General features: G+C 72.5%; 17 protein-coding genes. 8 read left to right on the forward strand and 9 right to left on the reverse strand.

The features are described from left to right. The first annotated feature begins 235 nt into the window (after positions 1–235). Positions 236–2,779 (forward strand): aminopeptidase N, encoded by a 2,544-nt coding sequence (gene pepN, locus ACFQRF_RS13510; protein ID WP_379871424.1) that lies wholly within the window; start codon positions 236–238, stop codon positions 2,777–2,779. A 70-nt stretch (positions 2,780–2,849) separates the two neighbouring features. Here pepN and malQ read toward each other — a convergent pair whose 3' ends face one another. After that, positions 2,850–4,895, reverse strand: coding sequence for a 4-alpha-glucanotransferase (gene malQ, locus ACFQRF_RS13515; RefSeq protein ID WP_379871425.1), 2,046 nt, complete (start codon positions 4,893–4,895; stop codon positions 2,850–2,852). Positions 4,896–5,053: 158 nt separating this feature from the next. Between malQ and ACFQRF_RS13520 the strand changes: the two genes are divergently transcribed. Then, the gene (locus ACFQRF_RS13520; RefSeq protein ID WP_379871426.1) at positions 5,054–6,268 is read left to right on the forward strand and encodes an MFS transporter; all 1,215 of its coding nucleotides are present in this window, start codon (positions 5,054–5,056) and stop codon (positions 6,266–6,268) included. A gap of 326 nt (positions 6,269–6,594) precedes the next feature. On the opposite strand, the gene ACFQRF_RS13525 is transcribed toward ACFQRF_RS13520, so the two are convergent. Then, positions 6,595–8,022 carry an amidase gene (locus tag ACFQRF_RS13525; RefSeq protein ID WP_379871427.1) on the reverse strand — a complete coding sequence of 476 codons (1,428 nt, stop codon included), beginning with the start codon at positions 8,020–8,022 and terminating at the stop codon, positions 6,595–6,597. Between the two features lie 164 nt (positions 8,023–8,186). Here ACFQRF_RS13525 and ACFQRF_RS13530 point away from each other — a divergent pair, with 164 nt between their 5' ends. Both ACFQRF_RS13530 and ilvD read left to right on the forward strand, forming a co-directional pair. Then, positions 8,187–9,017, forward strand: coding sequence for a nuclease-related domain-containing protein (locus ACFQRF_RS13530; RefSeq protein ID WP_379871428.1), 831 nt, complete (start codon positions 8,187–8,189; stop codon positions 9,015–9,017). A gap of 249 nt (positions 9,018–9,266) precedes the next feature. Further along, a complete protein-coding gene (gene ilvD, locus ACFQRF_RS13535) occupies positions 9,267–11,138 on the forward strand; it encodes a dihydroxy-acid dehydratase (protein ID WP_379871429.1) in 1,872 nt (623 codons plus the stop codon). Positions 11,139–11,226: 88 nt separating this feature from the next. Here the strand turns inward: ilvD and ACFQRF_RS13540 are convergent, their stop codons facing one another. Then, the gene (locus tag ACFQRF_RS13540) at positions 11,227–11,436 is read right to left on the reverse strand and encodes an FmdB family zinc ribbon protein (RefSeq protein ID WP_379871430.1); all 210 of its coding nucleotides are present in this window, start codon (positions 11,434–11,436) and stop codon (positions 11,227–11,229) included. Between the two features lie 153 nt (positions 11,437–11,589). Between ACFQRF_RS13540 and ACFQRF_RS13545 the strand changes: the two genes are divergently transcribed. Next, positions 11,590–11,961: a hypothetical protein gene (locus ACFQRF_RS13545; RefSeq protein ID WP_379871431.1), complete on the forward strand. Its 372-nt coding sequence runs from the start codon at positions 11,590–11,592 to the stop codon at positions 11,959–11,961. A 51-nt stretch (positions 11,962–12,012) separates the two neighbouring features. Here ACFQRF_RS13545 and ACFQRF_RS13550 read toward each other — a convergent pair whose 3' ends face one another. Further along, entirely contained in the window at positions 12,013–12,513 is a 501-nt protein-coding gene (locus ACFQRF_RS13550) for an HNH endonuclease (protein ID WP_379871748.1), read from the reverse strand. A gap of 362 nt (positions 12,514–12,875) precedes the next feature. Between ACFQRF_RS13550 and ACFQRF_RS13555 the strand changes: the two genes are divergently transcribed. Together ACFQRF_RS13555 and ACFQRF_RS13560 are read left to right on the forward strand one after the other, a co-directional pair. After that, on the forward strand, positions 12,876–15,002 hold the full coding sequence (locus tag ACFQRF_RS13555) for a prolyl oligopeptidase family serine peptidase (RefSeq protein WP_379871432.1): 2,127 nt from the start codon (positions 12,876–12,878) through the stop codon (positions 15,000–15,002). Positions 15,003–15,100: 98 nt separating this feature from the next. Continuing rightward, positions 15,101–15,553, forward strand: a complete 453-nt coding sequence (locus tag ACFQRF_RS13560; RefSeq protein ID WP_379871433.1) for an acyl-CoA thioesterase — start codon at positions 15,101–15,103, stop codon at positions 15,551–15,553. A 98-nt stretch (positions 15,554–15,651) separates the two neighbouring features. On the opposite strand, the gene ACFQRF_RS13565 is transcribed toward ACFQRF_RS13560, so the two are convergent. Continuing rightward, positions 15,652–16,314, reverse strand: a complete 663-nt coding sequence (locus tag ACFQRF_RS13565) for a hypothetical protein (protein WP_379871434.1) — start codon at positions 16,312–16,314, stop codon at positions 15,652–15,654. A gap of 1,221 nt (positions 16,315–17,535) precedes the next feature. Continuing rightward, on the reverse strand, positions 17,536–18,318 hold the full coding sequence (locus ACFQRF_RS13570; RefSeq protein ID WP_379871435.1) for a MerR family transcriptional regulator: 783 nt from the start codon (positions 18,316–18,318) through the stop codon (positions 17,536–17,538). 96 nt (positions 18,319–18,414) lie between these two features. Between ACFQRF_RS13570 and ACFQRF_RS13575 the strand changes: the two genes are divergently transcribed. After that, positions 18,415–19,617: an MFS transporter gene (locus ACFQRF_RS13575; RefSeq protein WP_379871436.1), complete on the forward strand. Its 1,203-nt coding sequence runs from the start codon at positions 18,415–18,417 to the stop codon at positions 19,615–19,617. Here ACFQRF_RS13575 and ACFQRF_RS13580 read toward each other — a convergent pair. From ACFQRF_RS13580 to ACFQRF_RS13590, 3 genes are all read right to left on the reverse strand, one after another. After that, positions 19,610–20,101 carry a globin gene (locus tag ACFQRF_RS13580; RefSeq protein WP_379871437.1) on the reverse strand — a complete coding sequence of 164 codons (492 nt, stop codon included), beginning with the start codon at positions 20,099–20,101 and terminating at the stop codon, positions 19,610–19,612. The genes ACFQRF_RS13575 and ACFQRF_RS13580 overlap by 8 nt on opposite strands. 188 nt (positions 20,102–20,289) lie before the next feature. Continuing rightward, positions 20,290–21,954, reverse strand: a complete 1,665-nt coding sequence (ettA, locus tag ACFQRF_RS13585; RefSeq protein WP_379871438.1) for an energy-dependent translational throttle protein EttA — start codon at positions 21,952–21,954, stop codon at positions 20,290–20,292. Positions 21,955–21,971: 17 nt separating this feature from the next. After that, positions 21,972–23,093, reverse strand: a complete 1,122-nt coding sequence (locus ACFQRF_RS13590) for a DUF4192 domain-containing protein (protein ID WP_379871439.1) — start codon at positions 23,091–23,093, stop codon at positions 21,972–21,974. Positions 23,094–23,193 lie beyond the last annotated feature (100 nt).

The following is a 23,193-nucleotide window of genomic DNA, read 5'->3' on the forward strand; positions in this document are numbered from 1 at the left end:
CCTCTTTCCGCGTCCCACGATCGCGCCGGGCGGCCCGCGCGTTCCGGTGGCCGTATCCGGCGACTTCCACCATGGGCCAACCACCGTGGTGGGTTCCGCATTCCGGGGTGATGCGTGGCAGGATCGTTTCCGGAATCCAACCGATAACCGAGGCCGCCACCCGTGCCGCCGTCCGCGGCGCCGGCGGCCGGCCATCACGGCCGGCGAGGACGGGCGGCCCTGAAGGGAGCGGTACGTGGCGGGCAACCTGACGCGCGACGAGGCGAGGGAACGGGCTCGCATCCTCGACGTCGCCTCTTACGACGTCGAGCTCGACCTCACCGGAGGCGATCAGACGTTCGCGTCCACCACGGTGATCCGGTTCGACTGTTCCGAGCCGGGCTCCAGCACCTTCGTGGACCTCGTGGCGCCCCGGGTGCGCTCCGTGGTGCTGAACGGACGTGCCCTGGACCCCGCCGAGGTGGTCGCCGACGGCCGCATCACGCTCCCCGGCCTGGCCGCCACGAACGAGCTGCGGGTCTCGGCCGACGCCGCCTACATGCGCACCGGCGAGGGCCTGCACCGCTTCGTCGACCCGGTGGACGGCAACGCCTACCTGTACACGCAGTTCGAGACGGCCGACGCGCACCGGATGTACGCGTGCTTCGACCAGCCGGACCTCAAGGCGACCTTCGAGCTGACCGTCCTTGCTCCGGCGGACTTCGAGGTGGTGTCCAACACCGCCCCCGACGTCTCCCGTGAACCCGTGGCCGACCCGGAGCGGTCCGGGGCGCGCTGGCACTTCCCGCCCACCAAACCGGTCTCCACCTACATCACCGCGCTGATCGCCGGCCCGTACCACGCGGTGCGCGACGAGCACGACGGAATCCCGCTGGGCGTCTACTGCCGCGCCTCGCTGGCCGAGCACCTGGACGCCGACGCGATCCTGGAGGTCACCAAGCAGGGCTTCGACTTCTACCACCGGCTGTTCGGCCTGCGGTACCCGTTCGAGAAGTACGACCAGCTGTTCGTGCCGGAGTTCAACGCCGGGGCCATGGAGAACGCCGGCGCGGTGACGTTCCTGGAGGACTACGTCTTCCGTTCGCGGGTGACCGACGCCCGCTACGAGCGCCGTGCCGAGACCATCCTGCACGAGATGGCGCACATGTGGTTCGGCGACCTCGTCACCATGCGCTGGTGGGACGACCTGTGGCTGAACGAGTCGTTCGCGACGTTCGCCAGCGTCTACTGCCAGGCCGAGGCCACCCGGTGGAAGGACGCCTGGACGACCTTCGCCAACGTGGAGAAGGCGTGGGCGCTGCGCCAGGACCAACTGCCCTCAACGCACCCCATCGCCGCCGACATCCCCGACATGCAGGCCGTCGAGGTGAACTTCGACGGCATCACCTACGCCAAGGGCGCCTCGGTCCTCAAGCAGCTGGTGGCCTACGTGGGCGTGGACGCGTTCTTCGCCGGGGTGCGCGCCTACTTCGCCGAGCACGCGTGGGGCAACACCGAGCTGGGCGACCTGCTCCGCCAGCTGGAGGCGGCGTCGGGCCGGGATCTGTCCACGTGGTCGCGCGAGTGGCTGGAGACGGCGGGCGTCAACACCATGCGGCCGGAGTTCACGGTGGGCGAGGACGGCGCGTTCACCTCCTTCGCCGTGCTGCAGGAGGCCACCGCGGAGCACCCGACCCTGCGGTCGCACCGTCTGGCCATCGGGCTGTACGACCGCACCGAGGACGGCATCGTGCGCCGGGAGCGCGTCGAGCTGGACGTCGCCGGCGAGCGGACCGAGGTGCCGGAGCTGGTCGGGCAGGCCCAGCCGGACCTGGTGCTGGTCAACGACGACGACCTGACGTTCACCAAGATCCGGCTGGACGAGCGGTCGCTGCGCACGGTGATCGAGTCGATCGGCGACATCCGCGGCTCGCTGCCGCGCGCGCTGTGCTTCTCGGCCGCGTGGGACATGACCCGCGACGCCGAGATGGCCGCCCGCGACTACGTCAGCCTCGTCATCTCGGGCATCGGCGGGGTCAGCGACGTCTCGGTGGCGCAGATGCTGCTGCGTCAGGCGGTCTCGGCGCTGTACAACTACGCCGACCCCGAGTGGCGCCCCACCGGATTCGCCCGGCTCGCCGGCCGGCTCCGCGACCTGCTCACGGCGGCCGAGCCCGGCAGCGACCTGCAGCTCGTCTACGCCCAGGGCTTCGCCGACGCGGCGGTGTCCGGCGAGCACCTGTCGCTGCTGCAGGGGCTGCTCGACGGCGCCATCACCGTGGACGGCCTGGCCGTGGACACCGACCTGCGGTGGACCCTGCTGCGCCGCCTGGTGGTGCACGGCCACGCCGGCGCGGCCGAGATCGAGGCCGAGCTGGAGTCGGACCCGACGGCCACGGGCGAGCGGTCGGCCGCCGGATGCCGGGCGGCCATCCCCACGGCCGAGGCGAAGGCCGCGACCTGGGAGCGGTTGCGCTCCGCCGAGAAGATGGCCAACGCCGAGTTCCGTGCCACCCTGCTCGGCTTCTCCGAGCCGGCGCACGCCGAGCTGCTGCGCCCCTACGTCGGCCGGTACTTCGAGCTGGTGGGCGAGGCGTGGCGGAACTGGACCGGGGAGTTCGCGCAGACGTTCGCCGAGCTGGGCTACCCGAGCGCCCTGATCGAGGAGGAGACGCTGCGCGCCACCGACGCCTACATCGAGCGGGAGCGGCCGGCCCCGGCGCTGCGCCGGCTGCTCGTCGAGGGCCGCGCCGGCGTCGAGCGGGCGCTGCGCGCCCGGGCGAAGGACGCCGCCGCCTAGGCCACGACCGCACGGCCCGGGACGGCCGCCGCGCATCGCGCGGCGGCCGTCCGGCGTCTCGGGCCGAGGGCTACCACGGGCCGGTGAGCGGCCGCAGCGAGCGGCGCAGCGACGCGGTGAGCCGCGGGTCGACCATCAGCTCGTCCAGCAGCACCGGTTCGCCCTCGGCGTTGGTGAGCGGGATCCGCCAGTTGGGATACTCGTTGCTGGTCCCGGGCTGGTTCTGCATCCGGCGCTCACCGACGGCGTCGGCGAGGGAGATCCCCACCATCCGGGACGGGGTGCGGGCCAGGTAGGCGTGCAGTGCCGCCACCACGGCCGTCGGCTGGGACACCGGGTCGGTCTCCGGATCCAGCAGCCCGAGACGCACCAGCAGGTCGCAGAAGGCGGCGACGTGCGCCTCGGCGTCGGCCCGCTCCTCGGCGGCGGGCCGGGTGAGCAGGCCGAGCCGGTCGCGCAGGTCGACGTGCTCGGTGGACAGGTAGGAGACCACGGGCGGCAGGTCATGGGTGGCCACCGTGGCCAGGCAGTCGGTGCGCCACTCCTCGGGGCGGTGCGGGCGGCCGTCCCCATCGCGCTCGAACCACAGCACCGAGGTGCCCAGGACGCCGCGCCCGGCGAGGTGCTCCCGCACCCACGGTTCGACGGTGCCCAGATCCTCCCCGACGACGACGGCGCCGGCCTCCCTGGCGGCGAGGAGCAGCGCGCCCACCATGCCCTCGTGGTCGTAGCGAACGTAGGTGCCCTCGGCGGGCGAGGAGCCGGCGGGCACCCACCAGAGCCGGAACAGGCCCATCACGTGGTCCACGCGGATACCACCGGCGTGCCGCATGGCCTGGCGGAACTGCCCGAACAGCGGGCCGTAGCCCCGCTCGGCCAGCCGCAGCGGGTGCCAGGGCGGCTGGGCCCAGTCCTGGCCCTGCTGGTTGTACTCGTCGGGCGGCGCGCCGACGCTGACATCGGCGGCGAGCGCGCCACGGTACATCCACGCGTCGGCGCCGCCGCGCTGCACGCCCACCGCGATGTCGTGCATGATCCCGATGGGCATGCCCGCGGTGCGCGCGGCGGCCTGCGCGGCGGCCAGCTGCTCGTCCAGGATCCACTGGGTCCAGCGGTGGAAGTCGATGCGCGGCCAGCAGCGCAGCGCCTCGGCGGCGACCTCGGGGGCGTCGGAGTGGCGAAGCCGGGCCGGCCAGGTGCGGTAGTCGTGCCCGTACTCCTCGGCGATCACCGACCAGGTGGCGTACTCGATGAGGTCGGCGCCCTCCCGCTCCAGGAAGGCGGTGAGCGCGGCCTCGCGGGCCGGGGTGCGCGGCACCTGGTAGAGGATCTCCAGCGCGGCGCGCTTGGCCGGCCAGACGACGTCGCGGTCCAGCAGGTCGGCGGTGTGGCCGCGGTCGCGCAGCGGGCGGGCCAGCCGCTGGATCGCCTCCCGCTGGGCGGGCTCCAGCCGGGCGTACTCCGGCACGTCCTCGATCCGGATGTACAGCGGGCTGGTGTAGCGGCGGCTGACGGGCAGGTAGGGCGAGGGCTCGATGGGCGTGGTGGGTTCGCTGGCGTGGATGGGGTTGATCAGGGTGAACGCCGCGTGCAGGTCGCGGGCGCTCCAATCGGCGAGTTCGGCGAGGTCGCGCAGGTCGCCCATCCCCCACGAGGCGCGGGACCGCAGCGAGTACAGCTGGACCATCAGTCCCCACACCCGCCGGTCGCCGACCTCGGGTGGCGGGTCCAGGCGGTCCGGCACCACGAGCAGCGGTGCCGTGGCGCTGCGGCCGCCGCGTTCGGCGTGCAGCAGGTGCCGGCCGAGCGGGAGGTCTGGCCCGGGTTTGCTCCAGGCTCCGGTGTCCAGCTCGACCTGGGCGTGGTCGCGGGCCGCGGCGGGCAGTTCGGGCACGCGGCCGGCGCGGGTGACGACCACCGGGGGCAGCAGCCGGGCCGCGGCCTCCTGGCGGCGCTCGCGCAGCGCGGCGGCCGGGCGGGCGGCGTCGACGCCGAGGGCCGCCAGCACGTGCCGCAGTGTGTCGACGGACACGGGGACCCGCTCGCCGCGCCAGTCCGCGTAGGACGTCGCGACGCCGCACTCGTCCGCCAGTTGAGCCAGGTCGACATCACTCACGGTAACCGATCATGCCCTAATCGGGCCCGCGGCCGGAGCCGCGGCGCGGGCGTGTTCGTAAAGCCGCGCGGGGGGTGGCCCGGCGGTGGCCCGACCTGGCCCCGGCCGCCGCGGAAAACCTCCTGATTTCGTCACTACCGCCATGCATAATCCAAGAAATGCTACGTTCCTATCGTCGGTTGTCCGACGTCCCCCACCTGCCTCTTCTCCTCTTCTGGTCGCTGTTCGCCCGGCTGCACATCGGCGGGCAGGCGATCGCGATCACCTTCCTCGTCGCCGGGTGGACCGGCTCCTATGCGCTGGCCGGTCTGGTGTCGGGCGGGCTGACGGTCGGCACCGCGCTGGCCGGGCCGGTCCGGGGGCGGATGGCCGACACCCGCGCCACCGACCGGCTGATGCTGGTGTGCGGGCTGGTCTTCGCGGGCGGGCTGGCCACCATCGCCCTGCTTCCGGGGCGACTGTGGTGGCTGGCCGTCCCGCTGGCGGTGGCCACCGGCCTGTTCCAGCCGCCGGCCAGCCAGATCGGGCGGGCGTTGTGGCCGCGCATCACGTCAGGACCGGTCCGCGACACGATGTACGCGACAGAGGCGACCCTTCAGGAGCTGCTGTTCATCGTCGGCCCGCTGCTGGCCGCGGCCACCGTCGGGCTGGCCGGCGCGCCGTTCGCGGTGGCGCTCATGGCCGGTATCTCGCTGGCGGGATCGATCGGGTTCGCGATGGCACTGCGCAGGGCCGGGCTGCACCGGGTGCCGGAGCGCGGGGACACCGGCCCGGAGGTCGGGCGGCGGCGTTCGCTGATGGCCCAGCGGCCACTACTGCTGATCGCGCTCGTCTCCCTGCTGCTGGTCGGCGGGCTGGGCGCGGTGGACCTGGTGATCGTTGCGTGGGCACGGGAGCTGGGCACGCCAGGTCTCGCGGGCGGCGTGGCGGCGGTGTGGGCGGCGGGTTCGGCGATCGGCGGCCTGGTGGCGGGCGGGCTGATCGGCACGCCCCGGCTGACCCGGCGGGCCTTCGCCGCCGCGGCGGGCCTCGCGGTGCTCGTGCCGCTGCTGCCTCCGGCCCTCAGCCTGCCGTCGCCGTGGCTGGTGGCACCGGCGTTCTTCACCGCCGGGCTCGCCATCGCGCCGACCGTGGCGGCGGCCATGACGCGGCTGGGCGAACTGGCGCCGGAGCACCGCCGCGCCGAGGCGTTCGGCTGGCTCACGACCGCGACCACGACCGGGGTCTCGCTGTCGGCGCCGCTGGCCGGGTGGCTGATCGACACGGGCGGCCCGGCGAGCGGCGTGGCCGGGGCGACGGTCATGGCGCTGGCCGCCGCCCTGCTGACGTTCGGAGTCCCACGGGCGGCACCTCGGGGAGTCGATGTGGCCTGACCACGGAGTCGCGAGCCGTTGAGCGTCCGGAGCTGCCGACGTCACTCGCCGAAGGCCGATTCGCGTCGGCGGCGGAGGGGAGCGAGACGGCGAGCACGACCAGAAGCACGCAGTGGCGAGCCGTCGAGCGTCCGGAGCCGCCAACGCCTCGAGCGTAGCCCTCTCTGTGTTGGCGGCAGAGGGGAGCGAAACGGCAAGCGCGACCAAGGCCACGCAGCGGCGAGCCGTCGACCCTCCAGACCCGCCGACGCCACTCGCCGAAGACCGGGTGACGTCAGCGGCAGAGGAAGCAACACGGCGAGCAGCACCAACGGCACGTTCCCCGGTCACTGCGACCAGAGGGGCGGGGTGCGGCCGATCCACGGCCGCGCGGCCTCCAGCTGGGCGGAGAGCGAGATCAACGTGGCCTCGTCGCCGGGTCGGCCGGCGAGCATGACGCCGATCGGCAGCCCCGCGTCGTTGACGTGCAGCGGCACGTTGACGGCGGGCTGGCCGGTGACGTTGTACATCGAGGTGTACGGCGTGAAGTGCACCATGGCGCGGAACTCCTCCTCCGGGCCGGAGCGGGTGAAGAAGCCGAGCGGTACCGGCGGGCTGGCGAGGGTGGGGGTGAGCACGGCGTCGAACGGCGCCAGACGCGGCAGGGCGGCCCGCACCTGCTGCTGCAGGCCGGCGGCGGCCGTCAGGAAGGCGCGCACGGAGGAGCGGTCCGCCCGCTCGCGCAGCCACCGGGTGATGGGCTGCAGCCGGTCCTCGGCGCCGGGGGGCACCGGCGCCGCCGAGGCGAGACCGGCCCAGACCTCTTCGAAGAGGGTGAAGAGCGTGTCGTCGAACGGGGTGTCGATCTCCTCCACGTCGTGGCCGAGGTCGGCCAGGAGCGCGGCGGCGGAGTCGTGGGCGGCCAGCACGTCGGGATGCGGCCGGACGCCGCTCACCGGTGGCACGCTGAACCGCGCCACACGCAGCCGGCCGGGGTCGCGGTCGGCCTGGTCGAGGAAGGTCTGGCCGGCGGGCGGCCCGGGCGCGGAATAGAGATCGCCGGGGGCGGAGACCACCATGGCGTCGAGCAGCAGCGCGGCGTCCCGCACGGTCCGGGCCAGTGGGCCGGTGGTCGCCAGCCCGAAGAGATCGGCCCGGCGCGGTGCGGCGCTGATCCGGCCGCGCGAGGGTTTGATGCCGAACAGCCCGCACACGCTCGCCGGGATGCGGATCGACCCGCCGCCGTCGCTGCCCTGTGCGACCGGGGCGAGGCCGGCCGCGACGGCTGCCGCGGCGCCCCCGCTGGAGCCGCCCGCGGACCGGGCGAGGTCCCACGGCGTCCGTGCCGGGGGCGCCACCGTGCCCTCCGTGTAGCAGGGCAGCCCGAACTCCGGGGTGTTGGTCTTGCCGAGCATGACGGTGCCGGCGGCGCGCAGCCGCTCGACGAACAGTTCGTCCGCGGGGGCCGTCTGCTCGGCGTAGAGCCGGGTGCCCTGCGTCCACGGAAGGCCGGCGACCATGTCGAGGTCCTTGATCGGGACGGGCAGTCCCAGCAACGGCGGCAGCCGGTCCGGCGGGTCGGTCAGCTGCCGCTTCTCCGCCATTCGGGCCTGCTGCCGCGCCGGTTCGGCGGCGACCGTTACATAGGCGCCCACCTGCTCGTTCAACCGGTCGATGCGGGCGAGGTAGTGCTCGGTGATCTCGACGGGGGACAGTTCGCGGCGGCGCACCGCCGTCACCTGCTGAATCGCGGTGAGGTCGTGAATATCTGTCACGCCTCGACGGTAGCCGGTGCGGACTTCTCTAGAGAGGATGGCAAATAATCATGATGCCCGTTGTGAGACGTCCGAACACGTGACAAACGTCCATCCGCCGGAAACGGAAGTGTGCGTCGTGATGGACTAGGACGGCGTCTGAGATGCAACTACGCTTCTGCACCGTGGAATCGGCAACCAGCGCCAAGAACGGCAAGACCTCGGCCGGCAATCGGGCCGAGGCCAACGGGACGGGCTCGACCTCCCCCTTCGTCGCTCCCCGGCGCGAGCGCGGTCGCTCGCGTGATGGCAGAAGCCCCGGGGGCACCGCCCGCGCCTCCTACCAGGCGCTCCTCAAGCCCGGCGCACCGCGGCGCTGGGCGCTCCGCGGCCTGATCGCGATCGCTGTCGGACTGTGCACCGGGTTCCTCACTCAGGACTGGCGCATCGGCGCGCTCTTCGGCGTCGGGACACTCGCCTTCTTCGTGGTCCGCGCCAGCCGCAAGTCCGAGGTCCCGCAGTGGCAGCGTCCCTCGGCGGCCCAAAGGCGCACCGAGGTGCAACTGCGGGTGATGCAGCGCCTCGGCTACCGAGTGCTGCACGCGCGCCGCATCTCCGACGGAAACGGCCAGATCGACCACTTCATCGTGGGCCGGCGCGGCGCCTTCGCCATCGACTCCGAGGCGTGGGACAAGCGGCTTCCGCTGCGGAACAAGCTGGAGAAGCTCTACCACGGCCGGTTCTCCAAGAACGAGCGCATCGACGAGGCGCTGGAGGAGGCGCGTAACGCCGAGCGGCTGATCAGCGCGGAACTCGGCCGGCCCATCTCGGTCCGGGCGGCCCTGGCCATCTACGGGCCGGGAATGCCGTGGGACAGCCATCGGCTGCGCGGCGTCGACATCATCACGGGCACGAAGGTCCGCAAGTGGCTGCGCAGTGGCAAGGACCGGCTGTCGCAGGAGGAGATCGACGAGATCTTCGAGGCGGCCGAGCGGGTGCTCCCACCCGCCTACTGACCTCCACAGGACGGCGACGGGCGGTGACACGTCACCGCCCGTCTCACTATGTGGGCGGCCGGTCTTCGCTCCCGAGACACGACCGGGTGGCGGACGGGGCTACCATCGAGGGAACTGCACATTTGCCGGGCCCGGATGAGAGGACCGGCGGTCGAGGCCGACCCCGCGGAGCGGCGACTCCCGGCCGGGCCCCGGTCCGTTCCCGCTCCGGGCGTCCGGCCCAGGTTCGTATCGACGGGAGCTGACCCCATGCCCGCGCTTCGCTCACGCACGGTCACCCACGGCAGGAACATGGCCGGCGCTCGCGCACTCATGCGCGCGTCCGGTGTGGAGGCCGCGGACTTCGGCAAGCCGATCGTCGCCGTGGCGAACAGCTTCACGCAGTTCGTGCCGGGGCACGTCCACCTCCGCGAGGTGGCCGACGTCGTGGCGGACGCGGTGCGCGAGGCGGGCGGCGTGCCCCGCGAGTTCAACACCATCGCGGTCGACGACGGCATCGCCATGGGCCACGGCGGCATGCTCTACTCGCTGCCCAGCCGGGAACTGATCGCCGACGCCGTCGAGTACATGGTCAACGCGCACTGCGCCGACGCGCTGGTCTGCGTCTCCAACTGCGACAAGATCACCCCGGGCATGCTGCTCGCCGCCATGCGGCTCAACATCCCCACCGTGTTCGTCTCCGGCGGCCCGATGGAGGCCGGCAAGGTCACCGTCGTCAACGGGACCGCCACCACGGTGCGCAAGCTCGACCTGATCGACTCGATGGTCGCCGCCGCCGACGAGAGCGTCTCCGACGCCGAGCTGAGCGCGCTGGAGGAGGCCGCCTGCCCGACGTGCGGCTCCTGCTCCGGGATGTTCACCGCCAACTCGATGAACTGCCTCACCGAGGCCATCGGCCTGGCACTGCCGGGCAACGGCACGGTGCTCGCCACCCACGTCGCCCGGCGCCGGCTCTACGAGGACGCCGGCCGGCTGGTCGTCGAGGCGGCCAAGCGCTACTACGAGGAGGACGACTCCTCGGTGCTGCCGCTGTCCATCGCCACCCCGGCGGCGTTCGCCAATGCCATGGCGCTGGACGTCGCCATGGGCGGCTCCACCAACACGATCCTGCACCTCCTGGCCGCGGCGACCGAGGCCGGAGTCAAGTTCGGCCTGCCGGAGATCGACGAACTGTCCCGCCGCGTGCCGTGCCTGTGCAAGGTCGCGCCGAACACGAACAAGTACCACATCGAGGACGTGCACCGCGCCGGTGGCATCCCGGCGATCCTGGGCGAGCTGGCCCGCGGCGGGCTCATCGACACCTCGCTGCCCACCGTGCACGGCAAGACCGTCGGCGAGTTCCTCGACGCGTGGGACATCCGGTCCGCCAACGTGCTGCCCGAGGCCGTGGACCTGTTCCACGCGGCGCCGGGCGGCAAGCGCACCACCCGCGCCTACTCGCAGGACGTCCGCTGGGACACCCTCGACACCGACCGCGAGTCCGGCTGCATCAGGGACGTCGAGCACGCCTACACCGCCGACGGCGGGCTGGCGGTACTGCACGGCAACCTCGCCCCCGACGGCGCCATCGTCAAGACCGCCGGTGTCGCCGAGGAGCTGTGGACGTTCAGCGGCCCGGCGAAGGTGTTCGAGAGCCAGGAGGACGCGGTCGACGGCATCCTCAACAAGCAGATCGTCGAGGGCGACGTCGTGGTGATCCGCTACGAGGGCCCCAAGGGCGGCCCGGGGATGCAGGAGATGCTGTACCCGACGAGCTTCCTGAAGGGCCGCGGCCTGGGCAAGGCGTGCGCGCTCATCACCGACGGCCGGTTCTCCGGCGGCACGTCGGGGCTGTCCATCGGCCACGCCTCCCCCGAGGCGGCGGCCGGCGGCGACATCGCGCTGGTCCAGGACGGCGACGTCATCACGATCGATATCCCGAACCGCACCATCACGCTGGAGGTCTCTCCCGACGAGCTGGCGGCCCGCCGGGAGCGCCTCGTCGCCGAACTGGGCGGCTTCCGGCCGCGCAACCGCAACCGCCCGGTCAGCGCCGCGCTGCGCGCCTACGCGGCGATGGCCACATCGGCCTCGACCGGCGCGGCGCGCGACGTCGACCAGCTGTCCCGCCCGCAGGGGTAGCCGGCCGCCGACCGCTCCCCGGCGTTCAATCGCCACGCAGGCTACGAGGGGGCGCCGCGATCGCGGCGCCCCCTCGCGTGTGTCCGGGTCAACCCCCGCCGCAGCACCCGCCACCGCAGCAGCCGCCACCACCGCCCGCGGGCTGCGCGGCGACGCCGCCGACGGCCACGGTGGACAGCAGTTTCACGGTGTCGTCGTGCCCCTGCGGGCACTCGGCCGGGTCGTTGGCCTGCGCCATGGGGCGGGACAGTTCGAAGGTGTCGCCGCAGGCGCGGCAGCGGTAGTCGTATCGAGGCATGGCACCAGGATAGGCACCCACGGTTCGGTCGGCCGGTTGGCCGAACCGCCGGACAACTGATGATCGGGCGTTCTAGGGTTATCGCGCCGCCGCAGGTCCCCGACCGGCAAGGAAACGACCGTCGCTACGGTTGCGATAAAGGAGGACATGCCGATGCCATCCAGCACAGGTCCGGGGTCGTCGACGGACGTGACCGTGGGCAGGCCGTGCTACCGCGTCCTTGTCAGCGCCGAGGACCACTGGTGGGTCGCCAAAGTGGACGGGATCGTGGGGGCCGCCGTCCAAGCCGAGCGCAGGGAGGAGCTTGAGGACGAGCTGCGCGACGCGCTGGCGCTCCTCCTCGACATCGACTATGACGCGTTCGACGTCGCATGGGTCTACGAGGGAGAACACGCCGCGCTTGTCACTCAAGTGGGCGTCAGGCCGCCCACCTCACCGCCAGGGTTCGATCGGCCGCCCGGTGAGCCGGCGACCGACGTCGACACCGCCCAGATCGTCTCCGAACTGCGCGAGGACCGCCTGTAACCCGCGCGTCCCGGAGCCGGGTGGGACCGGTCCCGGCTCCGGGACGCGCGGTCAGGCCGCGGTTCTGGCCATGTAGGGTGCCCACAGGGGATCGCCGTGCTGCTCACCGTTGATGAGCCGCCAGTGCAGCCCCCGTGGGACCGTGGGGGTCACGTTCAGCTCCCAGCCCAGTTCGTCGAGGAGCCGGTCCGCCTTACGGTGGTTGCACGTCTTGCACGACGCGACCACGTTCTCCCAGATGTGCGCACCTCCCCGGCTGCGCGGGATGACGTGGTCGATGGTCTCCGCCCGCTTCTCGCAGTAGGCGCACCGGTAGCCGTCCCGCCGCATGAGCGCCACCCGGGTGAGGGGGACCCGCCGCCGGTAGGGCACCCGGATGTAGCGGTGGAGCCGGATCACCGACGGCACCGACAGCGCCGTGGTCGCCGAGTGCAGCACGGTGCCCGCCGAGTCGCCGTGCACCACCTCGGCCTTCTCCCGCAGCACCAGCAGGATCGCCCGGCGCAGCGGTACCGTGGTGAGCGGTTCATAGCTGGCGTTGAGCAGCAGCACGTGGCGGCTGACTGTGCCGCCCTCCGTACCGCGCCCGGCGCTCATACCAGCTCCCGGGCCGTCGGTGTACCGACCGGCTGTGTCGCTGTCTCGTCCCCGGCCAGCCTATCGGCCAGCCAGGCGACCTCCCTGTTGACCGGCCTCGCGGCCGGCACTGCCTGAGTTGCCACACGGACCTCCCGTGGGTGGTTCCCGCCGAGTAACGTCCCGCATTCAGTTTGCTTGGTCCGACCTGGTTACCGCCACCCCATTTACCGGGGGTGTCATCAAAACGACGCAGGGCGGGCGCCTCGCGTTCGTCCGAAACCGCCCGGGCCGTTGGACCCGGAAGCGGCCCTCCTCCGCCGGATAGAGTTCAAGGCATGCCTCATCGCCGTTACCCCGCAGCCGAGCGGCTGCCGCTGACCGAGAACCTGCACGGGCACGACGTCGCCGACCCCTACCGCTGGCTTGAGGAGGCCGACGCGCGCCGTACCAAGGAGTGGTCGGACGGCCAGGACGCGCTCTTCTCCGAGGTCGCCGGCGAGCTGACGGGGCGCGAGTGGTTCGCCGCCCGGGTGCAGGGGCTGATGGGGGCCGGTTTCGTCGGAGCACCGGTCTGGCGCGGAGACCGGCGGTTCTTCACCCGGCGGACCGCCGACCAGGAGCACGGTGTGCTGTACACGGTGGATCCGGCCGACGGCGCCGAGCGGGTGCTCGTCGACCCCACCGCGCTCGACCCCAGCGGTGCCACCACCCTGGACTCCTGGCGGCCCGACCGCTCCGGGCGGCTGCTCGCCTACCAGATCTCCGAGGGCGGCGACGAGGAGTCGCGGCTGCGCGTCATGGACGTCGCCACCGGCGAGATCGTGGACGGGCCGATCGACCGGTGCCGGTACTCCCCGATCGCCTGGCTGCCCGACGGCGAGGCGTTCTACTACGTACGCCGGCTCCCGCCGGGGCAGGTGCCGGAGGGCGAGGAGCAGTACCACCGCCGGGTGTATCTGCACCGCGTCGGTACTCCGGCGGAGGACGACGTTCTCGTCTTCGGGACCGGCCGGGACAAGACCGAGTACTACGGGGTCGCGGTGAGCCGCGACGGCCGGTGGCTGCTGCTCACCGCCACCAAGGGCACGGCGTCGCGCAACGACGCCTGGATCGCGGACCTGCACGAGACCGGGCCGGAGCGGCCGCGGCTGAAGGTGATCCAGGAGGGGGTGGACTCCGAGGTTTCGCCCTACGTGGGACGCGACGGCCGGCTCTACCTCTTCACCGACCATCAGGCGCCGCGCGGCCGGTTGTGCGTGACCTCGCCGCAGCGGCCGGAGCACGAGCACTGGCGGACCCTCGTCGAGACCGATCCCGATGCGGTGCTCAGCGACTTCGCGATCCTGGACGGCGACCGGCTGGAGACGCCGCTGTTGCTGGTGGGCTGGCGACGGCACGCGGTCAGCGAGGTCACGGTGCACGACCTCGCCACGGGCGAGCGGCGCGGCGCCGTGCCGCTGCCCGGCCTCGGGTCCATCGGCGGGCTGGCCGAACGCCCCGAGGGCGGGCATGAGGCGTGGTTCACCTACACCGACCACACCTCGCCGGTCCATGTGTACCGCTATGACGCGCTCGAGGGCCGGGTCACGTCGTGGGCGGCGGCTCCGGGCTCGGTCCCCCGGCCGGACGTGCGGACCGAACAGGTCACCTACACCTCCCACGACGGGACGGCGGTCCGGATGCTCGTCGTGTCCCCCGCCGCGGCGGCCTCGGGGCCGCGGCCGACCATCCTGTACGGCTACGGCGGTTTCTCCGTCTCGCTGACGCCCGGTTTCTCGGCTACGGCGCTCGCCTGGGTGCGGGCCGGCGGCGTCTACGCCATCGCCAACCTGCGCGGCGGACTGGAGGAGGGCGAAGAGTGGCACCGCGGCGGGATGCTGCGGAACAAGCAGAACGTCTTCGATGACTTCGCCGCCGCCGCGGAACACCTGATCGCCACCGGGGTGACGGCCTCCGACCGGCTCGCGATCATGGGCGGCAGCAACGGCGGGCTGCTGGTGGGGGCGTCCATCACTCAGCGCCCGGACCTGTACGCGGCCGCGGTCTGCTCCGCCCCGCTGCTGGACATGGTCCGTTACGAGCGGTTCGGGCTCGGCCAGCTCTGGAACGTCGAGTACGGCAGCGCCGAGGATCCGGAGGCGCTCGGCTGGCTGCTCGCCTACTCCCCGTACCACAACGTGAGCGAGGGCGTGCGGTATCCGGCGACGCTGTTCACCGTCTTCGACAACGACACCCGTGTCGATCCGCTGCACGCGCGCAAGATGTGCGCCGCGCTGCAGCACGCGACATCGGCCGGCCCCGAGGAACGGCCGATCGTGCTGCGCCGGGAGGCGGAGGTCGGGCACAGTTCGCGCTCGGTCAGCCGGAGCGTGCGGCTGAGCGCCGATCAGCTCGCGTTCCTCGCCCGGTACACCGGTCTGGAGATTCCGGTGGAGACCGGGCCCGGCAAGGCGGCCGAGTAGCCCGAGCCGCGGCGGGAGCGGGCCGGGCGGCACGCCCCCGCCGCTTGACACAATCGGAGGGAACGGCGACGAAAGGGCGGAGCACAGTGGCAGAGGCCGTGACCAAGACGGGCACGACGGGCCGCGCGGAGCACGGGGACCCGCCGCGGCGGCATGTCCACTTCGCCCAGATCCGGTTCGCCGACCTCGACCCGCTGAATCACGTCAACAACGTCCGGATGCTCACCTACCTGGAGGACGCCCGGGTGTCCTTCCTGCGCTGGGACGTCGACCCCGACGGCGCGGGCTTCGGCGGGGTCGTGGTGGCCCGCCAGGAGGTCGACTACCTGCGCCCGCTCCTGCTGCGCCGCGACCCGGTCCGCGTCGAGACGTGGGTGACCGAGGTCCGCAACGCGAGCTTCACGCTCGCCTACGAGATCCGCGACGACGAGCACGTGTACCTGCGCGCCACGACGGTGCTGGTCGGCTTCGACGCCGAGACCCAGCGCGTCCGGCGTCTGGACGACCGGCAGCGGGCGCACCTGGCGGAGTACCTGGCCCCGGCCGGGTGATCCAGAGCGGGGCGAGCCGAGGGAGCGCCGTCGGTCCAGGTGACCGACCCGGTCGGCTCCGGCCGCCCGCGCCCCGGCGCCTGCCAATGGATCCCCGGTCATGCCCCGCGTCCCCGAGGCGGGCGGGGGATCCGGAACGGGCCGTCGTCCACGGCGTCGGCCGCCACCTCGACGTGCCGCAGCACCGTCAGGATCTGGCGGGCTTCGGCGTAAGCGGCCGGGTCGACGCGTGCCGTGCGCCGCATCCGTAGGCCGAACTCGGCCCGGCACGCCGCGAGCAGCGCCCGCATGCCGGGCGTCATCCGGCCGTCGGACTCCAGACAGGCGATCACGCACCGTTCGGCGTCCCGGACGACCGGGTCCGCCGAGTCCGCCGGAGGCATGCCGCGGCGGGTGTGGTGATAGCGCACGGCGTGCAGCGCCGCCTGCCGGACGGCGCCGTACCAGCGGTCCGGCCGGTTCGGGTCCGCCGCACCGGGCGGCGGCCGCCGCTCACCCCGGCGCTTCGCGGCCCGCCGGGCGGCCGTGTACACCCGGAGCTCCGCCTGCCAGAGCTCGCGGCTGGCCTCCACGGCGCGCAACGCGCGCAGCAGGGCCCGCTCATCGCGCCGGTACCGGCCGGCCACCGTCTCCAGGTAGTCCAGGGTCACGAAGAATCCGAGCGGCCGATACAGCTGGACGCACGACCGCAGCGCCGCCACCCGGCGTCGATACGGCTCGCGGGGGTCCCGAACCTTGCGCGCGTACCCGCGGAAACTCACTCCGGCAGGTTAGACGAGTGGGGTCGGCGGTCACGAACCACACCCCGGCACGTGCCCCTCCTCCGGTGCATCGTTGGGAAGTCACGGTCGATGCGGGCATGTCCGGCGGCGGCCGGGGAATCCGGGCCGGACCGGCCGCCGCGGCGCGAACCGCCGTCTCCGCGTGCCGCGGCACCGCGAAGAGACCACGAGCCTCGCCGTGGCCGGACGGGGTGACGTGCGCCGTGCGCCATACCCGTCGTGTCGAGTTCAGCCCGGCACGCGGCGAGCAGCCACCGCACTGGCCCAGGAAGCAAGCTGCTTTCTTGCGGCCGTGCGCATCCTGGACGACTGCGCACACCCGAGCGTGCGGGCCCGGCGTTTCCTGCGGACGCGGGCGCGGCGCGTCCCCGCGCGCTCGCTGCGGGAGTCCGGGTGACGACCTCCTGCGTGGCCATCTGCGCGAGTCCTACGGTGGCACCGGCGACCACGCGCTGCTGCGACTACGCGGTGCCCAAGAGCGCTACGGCGGACTGCGGTTCCACCACCGACCGCCCCATCTCAGCGAGTGGATCGAACTCGCCGAGCACAGCACGGCGCACCCCTTCACTGTCCTGCTGCGGGCCGACGGGTCGGTGGCCTACCCGTTCCCGGGACTCGGCTGGACTCCGGCCGACCTGATCCCCGATCGCGGAGGCCACGGGGAGCAGCCAATGGTGGTGGGAGGAAGATGGCATCCGGGTCTTCCTCAGCACGACGATGGGCGCCTGTGAACTTCGCGTCCGGGCCAGGGACGGGCACGGGGTCCGCAGGGCCGAGGAGCGCCCGCTGGATCGTCCGGTCTGAGACCCGCGTTCGGCCGGAGAGGCCGGGTACGGCGTGCGCTACCGGAGACGCCAGGGCGTCGTACCGATGGCGGTCGGGAGTCGTCAGCCGCAATGAGCGGGCGGGCCCACACGCCGCAGCGCGGCCTGCGGGCCCGCGCGGTGCCGACGCGCACTGGGTGCCCCGTTGCACTCCCTGACGCCTGGTACGCCGCCGAATGGCCGCGTACCCCGACCCTCCACGTGCCAGAGTTCGCGAGTCACCTCCAGCCGCCGATCGCTCGTACCGGCGCACGCTGTCCGCCGGCATCGGCCCGCCACCACCTCCTGGCGGTCCAGGATCGCGAGCCGGGTGCCTGTGCCGGCGACAGCGCGATGCGGCAGGCTCGACGCGCCGCAGCGGCATCGGGCAAGCCCGTCAGTTCTGCGGGCCGTGACTCCGCGCGGTCCTCGCTCGTTCCAGGTAGCCGGTCAGGTCCGCCAGCTGGTCCGCGGGCCAGGGCAGACGCCGGCTGAGCTCCGTTCGGTGGTCCCGCCACATCCGGCGGGCCGCTTCCTCGGTGTCGCCGTCTCCGGCGTGGAAGGCGGCACCGAGTTCATCCCAGCGCCGGACGAGTTCCTGTACCCGCGGGTCGTCCACCGGGGTGCCGATCCGAACATGCGGGAGAAGCTCCGCCACCAACCCGGCCCACCGGGTCCGCGCCGATTCGACGGTCTCGTGGCCCAGCTCGGCCCTGCGCCGTGCCAGTCGTTCCTGCTGTTCCTGCGTGAAGTGGCCGTCCAGCACCGAGATCATCTCCAAGGTCGTTACGAACTCGTCCGGATCGGGCATCGACGACTGGTCGAGCCGGCGCAGCAGGCCGTGCACCTGCTCCGTGAGCCGCTCGATCCGCCCGGCCTGCGTCCGCAGGTCGGCCAGCTGGGCACGGAGCAGCCGGCGTAGCGTCACCAAGTCCGTCGCCGACTCGGTGATCACGCCCCCGATCTGTTCCAGCGACATCCCCAGCGCCCGCAGCGCACGTACCCGGTACAGCCGGCGCAGGTCGTCCTCGGTGTAGCGGCGGTGTCCGGACGCCGTGCGCTCGCTCGGCCGCACCAGGCCGATGTCGTCGTAGTGGTAGAGGGTCCGCACGGTCACGCCGCTGGCCTGTGCGAGTTGCCCGATGCTCCACCGCCGCCCGGCGGGGTCTCTCCCGATCACGTCCGCCACGGTAGAGCCTCCCGTCACGGGAGGTTCAAGTCCGGCATCCGGTCCCCGGATGATCACGCGTAAACGGTGTTGACTACCCTGACGCAGGTGGTCAGGGGCAGTCGCTGGTTCATCCTTGGTATCGCCGTCGTCGCACAGATCGCCAGCGTGTCCGGGATGCTGGGCGTCCCCTTCGTGATCCCGGAGCTTCGCGACGCCTACCACCTGAGCACCGCGCAGGCCGGGGCGCTCGCCGGATTGCCGAGTTTGGGCCTGCTGCTGACGCTGATCGGCTGGGGTGTCGTCATCGACCGCCGCGGCGAGCGGTTCACCATGACGGTGAGTCTGCTGCTCACCGCCGGGTTCCTGATGCTGCTCGGTGCCGCCGACAGCGCGACCGGTGTCGGTGTGGTGCTGCTGCTGGTGGGTGCGGCCGGCGGGCCGGTGAACGCCGCGAGCGGGCGGCTGGTGCTGGGGTGGTTCGCGCCCCGGGAGCGCGGGCTCGCGATGGGGATCCGGCAGGGGGCGCAGCCGCTGGGGATGGCGCTGGCCGCCGCGGTGCTGCCGCTGACGGCCGCTCACCACGGGTTCGTGGTGGCGATGCTGCTTCCGGCGGTGCTGGCGCTGGCCACCGTCCCCTTCGTGCTGCTGTTCGCCACCGCTCCGGACCGGAGCCCGGCCTCCGGCGGGGATCCGGCGCGGACCGCGAACCCGGGTTCGCCGTACCGGCACTGGCGGATCTGGCGGGTGCACGGGGCCAGCGTGCTGCTGATCGTTCCGCAGTTCACGCTGGCCACGTACTCGCTGGTCTACCTGGTGGACGAGCACGGCTGGCCGGCGCCGGTGGCCGGGGCCGTGGTGGCCGCCGGCCAAGTGCCGGGGGCGCTCGCACGGCTCGCCGCCGGGGTCTGGTCGGACCGGACCGGCAGCCGCCTGCGTCCCGTGCGGATCCTCGCCGCGGCGTGCGCCGCGGCATTGCTGCTGCTCGCGGGCGCGTCGACGCTGCTGCCGGGTGCGGCGGTCGTCCTGTTGCTGGTCTGCCTGGTGCTGTCGGTGAGCCACAACGGCCTGACCTTCACCGCCGTGGCCGAGACGGCCGGGCTGGCGTGGGCCGGACGCGCGATGGCCACCCAGAACTCGCTGCAGGCGCTCGGTTCGACGGTCACACCGTTGCTGATGGGCCTCACCGTCGACGGCTGGGGCTTCCCGGCCGCGTTCGCCCTGGCGGGAGTGTTCGCCGCCCTCGCCATCGTGGCCGTCCCCGGGCCGGGGCGGGGTGCGGCGGGCGCTGCCCGTTGGTCCGCTACCTGAGGGAGATGCGGATCGCCTCGCCGTCGTCATCGTCGGGGCGGGGCCGCTCGGACGCGGGCCGCACCGTGATGCCGGTGGGGTTCGGCACCTCGCCGGCCGCCGGCCGCTCGAACTCGTCCGGCACGTTCACCAGGCTGTACGCCGCCTGGGACAGGTACTCCCAGAGCTGCCGGTCGAGTGCCAGGGGCAGCCGCAGCTCGTCGACCGCCGCACGCATGTGCGCCAGCCAGCGATCCCGCTCGGCCCCGCCGATGCGGAAAGGGTGGTGCCGCATCCGCAGCCGCGGGTGGCCGCGCTGCTCACTGTAGGTGCGCGGACCGCCCCAGTACTGGATGAGGAACAGCCGCAGCCGCTCCTCGGCCGGGCCGAGGTCCTCCTCGGGGTACATCGGCCGCAGCACCGGGTCGTCGGCGACCCCCTGGTAGAAGCGGCGGACGAGCCGGGTGAAGGTCTCCTCGCCGCCCACGGCCTCGTAGAAGGTCACTTGGTCATCGCGTGGGGAAGTCATAATCGCCTGCCAGCTTACGTGCTGAGGGGGTCACCGGCCACAGACGGCCTGGCACGGCCGCGCGTCGCGGCCAGGGCCACGGGAACCGGAACGGCCGCCTTCCCGGGAGAACGCGTCTCCCGGGAAGGCGGCCGCCGGGTGCACCGATCGGTCCGCGCGCCGCCCTAGTCCCGGGTCAGCTTGCGACGGGTGACGGCGTGCGGACGCGCCGCCTCGGGCCCGAGGCGCTCGATCTTGTTCTTCTCGTAGGACTCGAAGTTCCCCTCGAACCAGAACCAGCTGGCGTCGCCCTCCCACGCGAGGATGTGGGTCGCCACCCGGTCGAGGAACCACCGGTCGTGGCTGGTGATCACCGCGCAGCCGGGGAAGTCCAGCAGCGCCTTCTCCAGCGAGCCGAGGGTGTCGACGTCGAGGTCGTTCGTGGGCTCGTCCAGCAGCAGCATGTTGCCGCCCTGCTTCAGCGTCAGCGCGAGGTTGACCCGGTTGCGCTCGCCGCCCGAGAGGACGCCGGCCGACTTCTGCTGGTCGGAGCCCTTGAAGCCGAACGCGGCGACGTAGGCGCGGCTGGGGATCTCGACGTTGCCGACCTGGATGAAGGTCTCGCCGTCGGAGATGACCTCCCACACGTTCTTCTTGTCGTCGATCCGCCCGCGGTACTGGTCGACGTAGGAGATCTTCACCGTGTCGCCGACGTTGATGGCGCCGGTGTCCGGGGTCTCCTCGCCGACGATCATCTTGAACAGCGTGGTCTTGCCGACACCGTTGGGGCCGATGACGCCGACGATGCCGTTGGGCGGCAGCGAGAAGCTCAGGTCCTCGATCAGCACCCGGTCGCCGAAGCCCTTGCTGAGGTTCTTGACCTCCACCACGGTGCCGCCCAGGCGCGGACCCGGCGGAATCTGGATCTCCTCGAAGTCCAGCTTGCGGGTCTGCGCGGCCTCGGCGGCCATCTCCTCGTAGCGCTGGAGGCGGGCCCTGCTCTTCGTCTGGCGCGCCCTGGCGTTGGACCGCACCCATTCCAGTTCGTCCTGCAGGCGCTTCTGCCGCTTGATGTCCTTCTGGCCCTCGACCTTGAGCCGGGCGGCCTTCGTCTCCAGGTAGGTGCTGTAGTTCCCCTCGTAGGGGTAGAGCTTGCCGCGGTCCAGTTCGAGGATCCACGTGGCCACGTGGTCGAGGAAGTACCGGTCGTGGGTGATCGCGATGATCGTGCCGGGGTAGGACGCCAGGTGCTGCTCCAGCCACTGCACGCTCTCGGCGTCGAGGTGGTTGGTGGGCTCGTCGAGCAGCAGGAGGTCGGGCTGCTCCAGCAGCAGCCGGCAGAGGGCGACCCGGCGCTTCTCACCACCGGACAGCACCGAGATCTCGGAGTCCGGCGGCGGGCAGCGCAGCGCGTCCATGGCCTGCGCCAGCTGGCTGTCGAGGTCCCAGGCGTTCCGGTGGTCGAGCTGTTCCTGGAGCTTGCCCATCTCCTCCAGGAGTTCGTCGGAGTAGTCGGTCGCCATCTTCTCGGCGACCTCGTTGAACCGGTTGAGCATGGCCTTGGTCTCGGCCACGCCGTCCTCGACGTTCTGCAGGACGGTCTTGTCCGGGTCGAGCTGCGGTTCCTGCGCGAGCAGCCCGACGGAGAATCCGGGCATCAGCCGGGCCTCCCCGTTGGACGGCTGCTCGATGCCGGCCATGAGCTTCAGCAGCGTGGACTTGCCCGCACCGTTCGGCCCGACGACACCGATCTTGGCCCCGGGGAGGAACGACCCCGAGACGTTGTCCAGGACGACCTTGTCGCCGTGCGCCTTACGCACGTTTCGCATCTGGTAGATGTACTCCGGCATGCCTCAAGCCTAGGGCGTCACGGCCGGTGCCCCGGCCAGGTGGCGGAACGTCCCGGTACCTCTGCACCCGGAACCGGAGATTCGCCGGCCAGCCACTCCGGAGTGAAGTGCCGCCAGGTTCGCGGTGAGACGCCGCGCCGCAGGGCCTGCCGGATCAGCGCCGCCATCGCGTAGTCGGGTTCGGCCTCGTGCACCCGGCGCAAAGCCGCCTCCACGAGCCCCCGGTCCCCCTGCTGCCAGGCGGCGAACGCCAGGAGCGCGCCGGGGGCGGCGGTGTAGGCCGGCTCGACGTGCCGCAGCACCTGCGTCCACAGCCGGACGTGCGCCTCGATCCGGTCGCGCTGGATGTGCGCCCACGCCTCGTCCCGGACTCGCAGGGAGACAAGGACGACCCCGAGCCAGGCGAGGCGGTCGGGGTCGCTCGGCGGTTCGCCGCGCATGGCCCCCGCGACCGCCGCGCGCACCGCCCGCACGCCTTCGACCCGAAGCGCGGTCTCGAAGGACGTCCGCCCGCCGTGATCGGCCGGCCCCCACATGCGTGCACAGCGCGCCTCGGCACGGACCGTGGCCTGTTCCATGGCCGTACGGACGGCGCCCCGGACCGGAGCCACCCGACCGCGCATCTCCCCCTCGTCCCGGGCGGCCAGCCCGGCGGCCACAGCGGTCGCGGGCACCACGGACGTATCGACGTCGAAGGCCACGCCTTCGGGCGGACAGCACTCCGTGGACGGGCACAGGTAGGACCAGTAGCGTCCCCCTTCCACCCGCAGCACGTCACGGGGCCGGACCCCCGCGGCGGCCATCGCCGCGCGCAGCGCGTCGACACATGGAGTGATCCGGGCCGGCGGCCCATAGCCGACGATCAGGCCCTGGTCGCACCGGTGCCGCGCGAACGGCTCCACCAGCCGATCCGCCAGCCGCCGCGCCGCCTCGGCCGTGCCGCCCCGGATGTCGCACCGGCTGACGAAACGCACCCTGCGGCACGCACGGTCCACCCCGAGAATCACCACGCTCTCCTCGCGGGGCCGGACGCCGAGCAGGTACGGGACGGCCGCGATGACGTCGGTGGGGGTGCCGAGCCTGAGCGTCGGAACCGAATCGGGGACGGAGACGGACTCGACGTTCTTTTTCGTGGTCATACGGCCACTCTTGGCTACCGGAAACAGTGCCGGCAAGCCGGATCTCCGCCCTGTGGATAACCCGGTACGGAGACGCGGGGAGGTGCGGGTACGGCCGCCG

This window comes from Marinactinospora rubrisoli (genome assembly GCF_042664915.1).
Lineage (GTDB): Bacteria > Actinomycetota > Actinomycetes > Streptosporangiales > Streptosporangiaceae > Marinitenerispora > Marinitenerispora rubrisoli.